Origin of the sequence: Thomasclavelia sp. (assembly GCF_017889095.1) — a bacterium.
Classification (GTDB): domain Bacteria; phylum Bacillota_I; class Bacilli_A; order Erysipelotrichales; family Coprobacillaceae; genus Thomasclavelia.
The window spans coordinates 1-10,368 of sequence record NZ_JAGHEW010000078.1; the positions used below are offsets into that span (position 1 = coordinate 1).

The 10,368-nt window shown below is 29.4% G+C and carries 11 protein-coding genes; 1 reads left to right on the forward strand and 10 read right to left on the reverse strand.

Annotated elements, in window-relative coordinates:
* Positions 1 to 28: 28 nt before the first annotated feature.
* The 5 genes from J7M77_RS03440 to cdaA form a co-directional block, all read right to left on the reverse strand.
* Positions 29 to 1,345: a HAMP domain-containing sensor histidine kinase gene (locus J7M77_RS03440; protein ID WP_296876025.1), complete on the reverse strand. Its 1,317-nt coding sequence runs from the start codon at positions 1,343 to 1,345 to the stop codon at positions 29 to 31.
* On the reverse strand, positions 1,345 to 1,998 hold the full coding sequence (locus tag J7M77_RS03445) for a response regulator transcription factor (protein WP_296876028.1): 654 nt from the start codon (positions 1,996 to 1,998) through the stop codon (positions 1,345 to 1,347). The genes J7M77_RS03440 and J7M77_RS03445 overlap by 1 nt, the downstream gene beginning before the upstream one ends.
* Before the next feature lie 75 nt (positions 1,999 to 2,073).
* Positions 2,074 to 3,426, reverse strand: coding sequence for a phosphoglucosamine mutase (gene glmM, locus J7M77_RS03450; protein WP_296876030.1), 1,353 nt, complete (start codon positions 3,424 to 3,426; stop codon positions 2,074 to 2,076).
* 13 nt (positions 3,427 to 3,439) lie between these two features.
* The gene (locus J7M77_RS03455; protein WP_296876032.1) at positions 3,440 to 4,873 is read right to left on the reverse strand and encodes a CdaR family protein; all 1,434 of its coding nucleotides are present in this window, start codon (positions 4,871 to 4,873) and stop codon (positions 3,440 to 3,442) included.
* The gene (cdaA, locus tag J7M77_RS03460; RefSeq protein WP_296876034.1) at positions 4,866 to 5,675 is read right to left on the reverse strand and encodes a diadenylate cyclase CdaA; all 810 of its coding nucleotides are present in this window, start codon (positions 5,673 to 5,675) and stop codon (positions 4,866 to 4,868) included. Before cdaA ends, J7M77_RS03455 begins: the two co-directional genes overlap by 8 nt.
* Positions 5,676 to 5,844: 169 nt before the next feature.
* Between cdaA and J7M77_RS03465 the strand changes: the two genes are divergently transcribed.
* Positions 5,845 to 6,357: a ferritin gene (locus J7M77_RS03465; protein ID WP_296876036.1), complete on the forward strand. Its 513-nt coding sequence runs from the start codon at positions 5,845 to 5,847 to the stop codon at positions 6,355 to 6,357.
* 26 nt (positions 6,358 to 6,383) lie between these two features.
* Here J7M77_RS03465 and J7M77_RS03470 read toward each other — a convergent pair whose 3' ends face one another.
* From J7M77_RS03470 to J7M77_RS03490, 5 genes are all read right to left on the reverse strand, one after another.
* The gene (locus J7M77_RS03470) at positions 6,384 to 7,043 is read right to left on the reverse strand and encodes a hypothetical protein (protein ID WP_296876038.1); all 660 of its coding nucleotides are present in this window, start codon (positions 7,041 to 7,043) and stop codon (positions 6,384 to 6,386) included.
* Complete coding sequence (locus tag J7M77_RS03475) at positions 7,036 to 7,368, reverse strand: PadR family transcriptional regulator (RefSeq protein WP_296876040.1); 333 nt, start codon at positions 7,366 to 7,368, stop codon at positions 7,036 to 7,038. Before J7M77_RS03475 ends, J7M77_RS03470 begins: the two co-directional genes overlap by 8 nt.
* A 97-nt stretch (positions 7,369 to 7,465) precedes the next feature.
* Positions 7,466 to 8,896 (reverse strand): LCP family protein, encoded by a 1,431-nt coding sequence (locus J7M77_RS03480; protein ID WP_296876042.1) that lies wholly within the window; start codon positions 8,894 to 8,896, stop codon positions 7,466 to 7,468.
* An 86-nt stretch (positions 8,897 to 8,982) separates the two neighbouring features.
* Positions 8,983 to 9,879, reverse strand: coding sequence for a PHP domain-containing protein (locus J7M77_RS03485; protein WP_296876044.1), 897 nt, complete (start codon positions 9,877 to 9,879; stop codon positions 8,983 to 8,985).
* Positions 9,880 to 10,025: 146 nt separating this feature from the next.
* Positions 10,026 to 10,368 (reverse strand): zinc-binding dehydrogenase (locus J7M77_RS03490; RefSeq protein WP_296876046.1); only part of this gene is annotated, 343 nt, incomplete at its 5' end.

Consider the following 10,368-nt stretch of genomic DNA (forward strand, 5'->3'; position numbering starts at 1 on the left):
AAAAAAAAGAAGTATCACAAAGATACTTCTACTTAGAATCTTTACTAATAATAAAACTTACACCAACATCATGATTTATAGCTTTTACTTTAAAGCCGTACATCGTACATGTTTTATAAACAATTGATAACCCTAAACCAAATTGTCCTTTGGTTCCTTTTTCATACGGCTGGAACAGAGCATCGATATCATCACTGTCAATTGGTTCACCATCGTTATATATTTCTAAATAATTAGCTTTTAATTCTATTTTAATTCTACTTTTTACATATCTAAAGGCATTTTCAATAATATTTTCAACACAGATTCGCCAGCATTCTTCATCGCCTTTAAAAGTTACAAAAGCTAGATCACTTTCAATTTTAATCTCTGGATGCATCCCTTGAAGCTGTAAAACAATATGATCGATCAATTCTTTCATATCAACTTCACTATCAATATTTTCACCACTAATAAAATCTAAACGATTTAAATATAATAGACTACGAACTTTATTATCTAATCGTTCAGCATTTTCAATAATAACATCCATTGATGAGTTTTTATCACCATAAGGATAAACATCGTCTTTAACACTTTGAGAATAAGATTTAATTAAAGCAATTGGTGTTTTTAAATCATGAGAAATATTATGGATCATTTCTTCTTTGATCTTATTTTGCTTATCAAGTTCTTCTTTCATCGTAACTAAAGAACTTGATACAATTCCAATTTCATCACCACGTTCAATCTTTAATTCACTTTCTTTATCATTACGAATATTTTCAATATATTTAGTAATTTGACGTAATGGTTTTATCAATGTACTTACCCAGACAAATACAACAATTGCCACTATAGCTAGTGCTAGATACATTATGTTGATAACTTGTTGCTGGAAAGCTGATACTAAATCAGATGAATAATCACTATAAACCAAAGAAATATAATAGATATTTTCATATTTAGTAATTAAATAATAAATTGTATCCCCCGAAAAATCCGTTCCTTTATCATGTAATAAATCTTTATCTTTTTTTATCACCATTGCCAAATCTTTAGCAAAGACATTATATAAAATCTTAGCGTCAGAATTGGAAATATTATTTGAATGAATCAAGGTTCCTTCATCAGGATAATATTTCATATTGTATATTTGTTTAGAATTTGCATTTTCAATTGGTCCATAATCATAATTATAATATATGTAACGTTTTTGAGCCACCTCTAAAGTATCATACATTTGATCATCAATAACACCTGTTAAGTTTTTATTAATTAAGGGAACTAATACTGTAATTATTACTATCGCAATTAAAACAAAAATTATGATTAGCTGGCGCTGCAATGAATATTTCTTTAACATTAGTCTAAACGATATCCAAAGCCATAGATAGTTCGTACATTAATTTCTGGCATTTTCTTTCTTAACCGTCTTAATGTATCATCTACGACCCGATCACTACCAAAGTAGTTTTCATCCCAAACTTTATTTAAGACTTGTTCTCGAGAAATCGCAAGTCCTTTATTGTTGATAAAGTATACTAATAAATCATATTCTTTAGTAGTCAAAACGATTTCTTCACCATTATAAAATACTCTTCTTTTTTCTAAATCAATATCATAACCATCCATTTTGATTCTTGAAGGATCATCATAAGAACGCTTAATTAAATTATTGATTCTAAGAATTACTTCTTTAATATTAAACGGTTTAGTTATATAATCATCAGAACCTTTTTCTAAACCAATGATTCGATCAAATTCTTGATCACGAGCTGACATGAAGATTATTGGCATTTTAGGCCGACATTCTTTAATCTCATTAAACAGTTCGAATCCACTAGCACGATCTAACATAATATCAATCAACCATAAATGAACATCGTCATCTTTATGTAATAATGCTTCATCATAAGTATAAAACGAATAAACAATATACCCTTCTTTTTCTAAATATGTTCTCACTAAGTCATTTAAGTTTTTTTCATCATCGATAATATTAATTCTAAACTGCATAAATTTCACCTCGTTTTTAATATAATATGAAATATTGCCATATTATATGGCAATATTATGTGATATTATGTTATTTTATCTTTTGATGACAAAGCCTTTTTCTTTCATCTTATTAACAATTTTTCCAACATTAACAAGACATTTTTCATCACTATCAGCTTCTACCATGACACGAACAACTGGTTCTGTTCCACTTTCACGAACTAATACTCTACCATTATCACCTAAATCAGCTTCAACTTCAGCAATAACTGCTCTTACATCAGGATCTTCTTGAGCTTCTTTTTTATCACGAACAGGAACATTTTTCATTAATTGTGGATAAATAGTAACTGCTTCTGCTAATTGGGCAATTGTACGTTTACTTTCAATTACAGCTTCCATTACTTTTAAAGATGTTAAGATACCATCTCCAGTAGTTGCATGTTTAGAGAAAATAATATGTCCTGATTGTTCACCACCTAAAACATGTCCGTTTTTAACCATATTTTCATTTACATATTTATCACCAACGGCTGTTTTTTCATATTTAATACCTTCTTTATCAAACGCTTTATAAAGTCCTAAATTAGACATAACTGTTGTAACAACTGTATCGTTAGCTAATTCACCACGTTCTTTTAAATATTTACCACAAACATATAAAATCAAATCACCATCAACAACGCGACCAAATTCATCAACGCAAATACAACGATCAGCATCACCATCATAAGCGAACCCAATATCTAAAGCATTTTCTTTTACATATTGTTGTAATACTTCAATATGTGTAGAACCGCAGTTAGTATTAATATTTAAACCATTTGGATCACTATTAATTACATACGTTTTAGCTCCTAAAGCATCGAAAACACTTTTAGCAATCGCACTGCTGGCACCATTAGCACAGTCTAATCCCACCCGATAGTTTCTAAAAGCTCTAGTTGGAATTGACATCAAATAGCCAATATAACGATTTCTACCAATTGAATAATCTAAAGCACATCCAATTTGATCTTTAGTTGCAAATGGAATTTCATCAGTTAAACCATCAATATATTGTTCAATTAAATTTTCAACTTTAGCATCCATTTTATAACCGTTAGAATCCAAGATTTTAATTCCATTATCATAATATGGATTATGTGAAGCCGAAATCATAATTCCACAATCAAATCCATCACTAGTAACAACATAAGATACTGATGGAGTCGTTGTTACATGCAATAAATATGCATCAGCTCCACTAGCTGTTAATCCTGATACTAAAGCATATTCCAACATATATGAACTTCTTCTAGTATCTTTTCCAATAACAACTCTAGCACGATCTCCATTTTGTGAGTAGTACCATCCAAGATAGCGCCCTACTTTATAAGCATGTTCAACTGTTAAGCCAACATTTGCTTCCCCTCTAAATCCATCTGTTCCAAAATACTTACCCATTTTTTATATCCTCCTATTGTCTTTTTAAGGTAATTGTAATATTTTCTGGAGAAACTAATCTTCCAGTTAGATATCCCTTTGATAAGGTTAAATTTACTTTAGCAGTATTTGTGCCTGATTTCAAGTTTTCTAAATCAATTGTCGCATTAAAGTCATTAATTGTAAGTTCTGACAGCATATCTGCAACGCCTTCTACCTCAACTGAAGCGGTATTTTGGCCATCAGCAAAAATAACTTCATAATTATTATTATTGTTGATGACATTGATTGGAATGCCGGAAATCGTTGACGTTGTCGTTTTTCCAACTCGAATATTAGCATCAATCGTATTAAATTCTAGCTTATTAATATTTTCAGTTCCCTGAATTGCTAGTTTAGAATAACTTTTATCACTGCTAAGTCCATTTATATCAATATCAACATAAACTTCATCAATACTATTTAAAAATTCCTGTTTACCATATATTTTAACTTTATCTTTTGATAATGAAATACTTTCTAAACCATAGCCATTTACAAATTGACCGCTATAGCGAGGTATTATTGATACTTCCTTACTGTAAGAAGAAACTTCACAGTTAACTTCAACGCTGCTAGGAATAATATCAACATCAACTTCTTTACCGCTGCGATCATAGGCATGAATCTTAGCTTTTTGATCAAAATTTTTAGTAACTCCATCTAAATCAATTACTGCTTTTACACTAGTAATTTTATCAATATTATCTTGAGAACCTTGAACTTCTACTTCATTATGTTCCATTGATTCAACAGATACTGAATATTTTTCATTCATTTTATCTTCATTAGTAAATTGATAGCCTAATTCAAATGTTTTAGTTACTTTTTGCGTTATTTTAACAGTTACTGTTTGTGGTACGATCATAACTTGCAAGTCACTAGGAAAACCTTCGCTTTTTAATTCAACCGTATGTTCTCCTTCTGATAATGAAGAAAGATCAACATAAACATTATAATTACTAGTGATTTTAGTAGTATAAATATCTAATGTCGGTCCTACTAAAGCAACGTTAACTGTTTCTGGTAAACCGACGACATCATAATCACTTTGCAAGCCTTCAACATCAATTGGCACATCATATAAATAATCACCACCATTAGGGGTTGAAAAAATATTTGTAATACTGCCATTGATTGTAAATAATAAGATCACTGCTAACATAAATGATAACAACCGCATGGAAAAATTAGATTGTAACATTCGATCCAAAAAAGCATTGATTGAATTCAAAGTTCGATAAAGTGCTTCATAAGCCTTATCGGTTACTTTAATTCCATCATCCGAATTTTTTGGTTTAGCCGTTTTTTTATCTTCCTCTTTTTTTTGTTCTGATTTTTGTCTAGTTATAAAATTCAAAAAGAAATCGGTTGTTGAATCCTTTTTGATTGGATTTTTAGGATTATCTTTCTTTGGCAATTTACTCACCATCCTTATCTTTAGAATTAAACCAGTCTAATTCATTAACTAGACTTGCTCTTAATTCTTTACGGGGAATTTTACGCAATTTTCCATTAGTAGCAAATGAAATAGTTCCCGTTTCTTCCGAAACAACTACCGTTAAAGAATCTGTGATTTCACTAATTCCTAAAGCCGCCCGATGTCTTGCTCCATATAAAGGGCTTAGCTCCTGATTAGTAGGCGGATAAAAAGCCGCCGCACAAACAACCCGATCATCTTTAATTATCGTCGCCCCATCATGTAACGGTGTTCCTTCCCAAAAAATTGTTAAAAATAATTCAGATTTAATATCAGCATTAATTTTAGTACCGGTATTAATATAGTCAATCAATGAATGACTACGCTCAAAAGTGATTAAAGCTCCGGTTTGATCTTCTGATAATTTTGTAATCGCTAAAACCAATTCGTCCATCAAGCGTTCTTTTTCATCATCAGAAATCCGATCATGTTTAATTTCATTTTTTGTTTGCCCTATTTTTTCTAGTAAACTTCTAATTTCCGGCTGGAAAACAATGATAACAGCAACAACGCCCCAGGTTAAGACTGTATCAACTAAATAGTCCATCGCACTTAATCCAAAGAAACTAGTAATTAGTTTTAATATCAAGATCAAAAGAACGCCTTTAAACAGTTGCATCGTTCTCATATTTTGCTTCAATACCGAAATTAATAAATAAATAACATACCACACCAACAATAAATCAATAATAGTTCTAATCACATTAAAGATTGAATTCAAATTAAATGTAAATGCGGATATTAATAACATTATCAATCACCCACTTTCTTTACCATTATACCATTATCATATTTAAAATAAAAACCCTTTATCTAATAATTAAAATTCTTTAAATGACATTTTTTAACAACAAAATCATAAAAATATTATTTAACATTTTCTATCATTAGCGTTATACTTTTACTAGGAGGAAAGAAAAATGTTAGATAATAAAGTTATTACATTATTAAACGATCAAGTAAACAAAGAATTCTACTCAGCCTATCTATATCTAGATTTTGCCAACTTTTATAAAGATAAAGGATTAGATGGTTTTGCCAACTGGTATCAAATCCAGGCACAGGAAGAACGTGACCATGCAATGTTATTTATTCAATATCTACAAAATAACAACGTTCCTGTTACTTTAGAAACGATTGCCAAGCCAGATAAAAAATGTGAAACCCTAAAAGATCCATTAGTTTTTGGTTTAGAACATGAAGAATATGTAACTAGTTTAATTCATAATATTTATGATGCTGCTTTTCAAATCAAGGATTATCGTTCAATGCAGTTTTTAGACTGGTTCATTAAAGAACAATGTGAAGAAGAAACTAATGCTAATGATATGATCAATAAATATGATCTGTTTGGTAGTGATTCTAAAGGTTTGTATATGTTAGATAACGAATTAAAACAACGCGTATATAGCGCCCCATCTTTGACATTATAAAAATACTACAGTTTTTGTAGTATTTTTTATTGATATAAATTATCGATCACTTGATGAATTATCAATAATAAAAGTGTAAAACCAAGCCAGATAAATAAATTAATTTTTAAAACAATATCTTTCATTACCAATAAGAAAACAACAGTTATCAAAAATACCGCTAAAACACCCAAAACAATAAACATCTTTTTTCGCTTTGAAAAAGAATTAAATGAATTCTTACAAATATATTCAACAATGCCAAATGATAAAAAAATAATAAAAGCTAATTGAATTATCGATGAAAACGATGTTTGAATATTAACATTTAATCGATTACTAACTAATAAATCTTCGATTAATGAAGTGACCAGTAAAATTACGGACATTATTGCTACATATAGACATAAATTACCAAAAGCAATAATTATTCTTTGTTTATAGGTTAATAACGGTAATTCTTTGATCAAAGTATCGCAAAACTCCTGATAATTATCACCAATTACTTCAGTTGAATTTAAATTATTATTTTGACCATTTAAAAGCATCAAAACAATATCTTTTCTAACTCTTTCTTGATTTTCTAAAGAAATTGGAAACGACCTAATATAACATACAATATCAGTAAGTACATTATTATTTTCTTCATTTAAATCCCGTTCCAATAAAGCATTTTCTTTCAATAACTGCTTAACCTTTTTACTCATTAATATCCATCCCTTCTAATAACTTACTAACCGCCTGATTTAATTCATGATAATTGTTCTTAAAATTCTCTAATTCACTTTTCCCCGTTTCCGTTAAATAATAATATTTGCGTTTTGGTCCCTGATTAGATTCTCTAATTTCAAAGCTAATTAATTCACCTCTTTGTAAACGCAGTAATAATGGATAAATTGTCCCTTCAGAAATTTTACCAAAACCATATTGTTCTAACTTTTGCGTTATTTCATAGCCATATAAATCACCCTGATCAATAATCACTAAAATACAGCCTTCCAATATCCCTTTTAACATTTGAGAAGGTATCATCTAACCACCTACCTTGTAATGCAATATACCTCTATCTATATTGTAATACAAGGTAGTGAAATAGACAACAAAAAAACAGAAGTTTAATAACTTCTGTCTAATATAACTGATTAATTTTTTGTTTTGCAGTTTCTACTGTTGAATCAATTGGCACCATCATATATAAATTAGATCCATAAATAGGTGAATATAATGAAGCCCCATTTCCATCAACACTAATACTTTCAATATTCCATGAACTCATATCACTAATTTGCATTCTAAGTAAACTGATCATTTGATCATCAGTTAAATTAGTTTGGAATGTAGAATGTAATGAATTTAATAAACTCATGTAATTAGTAATAATTGATGGTGAAATTACTTTATTAATAATACCAGTAATTACTCGCATTTGATTACGACCACGTTCTTTATCACCTTCAGCAAAAGCATGTCTTTCACGAGAGAATGTTAATGCCTGCGTACCATTTAAATGGATATTTCCTTGAGCAAATTGACCAAAAGCTCTTGGATTATCAACATTAATACCACCAATAGCATCAACGATATCAATTAAACTAGTGAAGTTGACCCGAACATAGTAATCAATATCAACACCAAAGTAATTTTCAACATTTGTCTTAGTTTCTTCAACCCCATATAATCCTGAATGTGTTAATTTATCACGTTTACCGCCTAAAACATTAAACGGAACATAGTAATCACGTGGAATACTAGTAAGTAATATTTGTTTAGTAGTTGGATTTACAGTAACGATCATATTAACATCAGAACGAGATTTCGTACTAATTGTTCCATAAGTATCAATACCACTAATATAAACACTAAATGTATTTTTTGTTAAATCAGTATTAGTAGTTGTATTAACTTCAGTTACATAATTTTTAGTATAAATAACTCTTGTTTCATCACTGAAATTTTCATAATCTTCTTCAATAATCGCACGATAAGATTCATTCATGATCAAACAGCTAACTTCACCACTATATAAAGCATTTACCCAAGTAAGCACGCCTGGATAACGTTTAACATCAGGTGTTTCACCATTAGTTGCTTTGATTGTAGAAACCATCTTGTCAACATATTCATCTTCAGTAGCTAAAGTTGAAAATACTTTACCTTTTAAATCCTCAACATATTGATAAGAACTATCTTTTAAAACGACCACTGATACAACATCAGTATCTTGAGTTGTTGATACATTACCAAGTGTACCAACTGTTTGCATATAAGTGTAGTTTCCAACAAATAAAACAGCACACAATAATACAATTAATACCTTACCAACGATTCTAACTGGCTTTTTCTTACTTTTATATTGCATTAAGACCATTGCTACCCATAATAACGCTAGTAATACTAATGCAATAACAATATATTTAGTTGGCAAGATTCGATATCTAACTACCTGATAAATTAACCAAATAGTTGGTATTGCAAGCAAGATCATAAAATATGTTCTAGCATCTTTAAAAATCTTTTTTATTTTTCGCATTCTTTGAACATTGCTGATATTCTTTTTCATATTACCCCTCCATGACATGCCAATTATACTTCATTTAGCATATCATGACAATCTTTGTTTGTCAAAATTGTCATACATATATCATATTATTTTAATATTTTATCTAAATTTTTCAGTTTCTTAGCTAGTTGTTGTAACCTATGTAATTGATCATCATCAAATTCACCATAATATGGTTTCCCTAAAAGATTATTAGGTTTGTTTTTACCATGATAATCAGATCCCATCGTTAAAAGTAAATCAGGATATTTCTTACTAATTTGCCACAATAGATCAATTTCATAGCGTTGATTAGATGGATGAAAGCATTCAAAACCATCAATTCCTTGATGATAACATTCATCAATAAAATCATTAATTTTAGCACCAAGATCATATTCACCAATATGACCAATAATCGCAATTCCATTACATTGATGAACAATCTTGATTGCTTTAAACAAATCAATTGGTACTTTAGCGACAAAAAAGATACCATCTTCATTAATATAATCATTTAACGCTTCTTGAAATGTAGCTACGATCCCTTTATTGGCCAAATATTTAGCAATATGAACTCGATTTAAATTTTGTTTTTTAGATATCGTTTTACTAAACTCATAAAACTCAGCTATTGAAAGCTGTGGATATCTATTAATCAATTTTTCTAATATTGCTTCGTTTTGATGTTGTTTTATTGCTTTATATTCATCAATTAATTGTTTTAACGGTATAAAGCGCTTATCATTAAAGTCATTATCTAAATTAAAATATGAAAGCAGATGAATTTCATGACCGTGTAAATTCGTTGATATTTCAATTCCGGCTAATGATGGCTGTTGATATTTTAAGCATGTCTGTTTAAATTCATCAATTCCTTCAATCGTATTATGATCAGTTAAGGCTATTAAACTAATTTTCTTTTCTCTTGCCTGTTTAACTATTTGTTCCGGTGTATCACTGCCATCGGAATAATTACTATGGATATGCAAATCAACTTGCATTAAAACTACCCCCTTATTGGAAACGCTTTCTCGTTTCTTAAAAGATTATACCGCAGTTTCCAATAAATTACATATTTTTTAATAAAAACATCTTAGAAAATTATCTAAGATGTTTCAATACAACATATTTATTTTATATCAAATCACTAATCCTTGATCAATACCACACTTTTTCCAATAACTTTATGCTCTTCCATATTTTGATGAGCTTCGCCTATCTGATTAAAATCATAAACCTTACCAATAACAGGCTCAATCTTATTTTCATTGATAAAAGCAAACATTTCATCAATTAATTGCTGGGTGGGAAAATTACTATAAAATGAGCTTAAATAAACACCATTAGGAATATCTTTAATAGGATCAAAGTGATTAAATGCATATTGACCACCTAATACTCCCGTATGACAAACAATTCCATGTTTTTTAACCAAACTCATTGATTCTTTTAAAGTTTTACAGCCAATTAATTCCAACACTTTATCTACC

Excerpts from the sequence above, each read along its gene's own strand:
- J7M77_RS03475 (WP_296876040.1), bottom strand. The coding sequence starts at position 7,368 with ATGATACCTTCTCAAATGTTAAAAGGGATATTGGAAGGCTGTATTTTA.
- J7M77_RS03440 (WP_296876025.1), bottom strand. The coding sequence starts at position 1,345 with ATGTTAAAGAAATATTCATTGCAGCGCCAGCTAATCATAATTTTTGTT.
- glmM (WP_296876030.1), bottom strand. The coding sequence starts at position 3,426 with ATGGGTAAGTATTTTGGAACAGATGGATTTAGAGGGGAAGCAAATGTT.
- J7M77_RS03465 (WP_296876036.1), top strand. The coding sequence starts at position 5,845 with ATGTTAGATAATAAAGTTATTACATTATTAAACGATCAAGTAAACAAA.
- J7M77_RS03445 (WP_296876028.1), bottom strand. The coding sequence starts at position 1,998 with ATGCAGTTTAGAATTAATATTATCGATGATGAAAAAAACTTAAATGAC.
- J7M77_RS03485 (WP_296876044.1), bottom strand. The coding sequence starts at position 9,879 with ATGCAAGTTGATTTGCATATCCATAGTAATTATTCCGATGGCAGTGAT.
- cdaA (WP_296876034.1), bottom strand. The coding sequence starts at position 5,675 with ATGTTATTAATATCCGCATTTACATTTAATTTGAATTCAATCTTTAAT.
- J7M77_RS03480 (WP_296876042.1), bottom strand. The coding sequence starts at position 8,896 with ATGAAAAAGAATATCAGCAATGTTCAAAGAATGCGAAAAATAAAAAAG.
- J7M77_RS03470 (WP_296876038.1), bottom strand. The coding sequence starts at position 7,043 with ATGAGTAAAAAGGTTAAGCAGTTATTGAAAGAAAATGCTTTATTGGAA.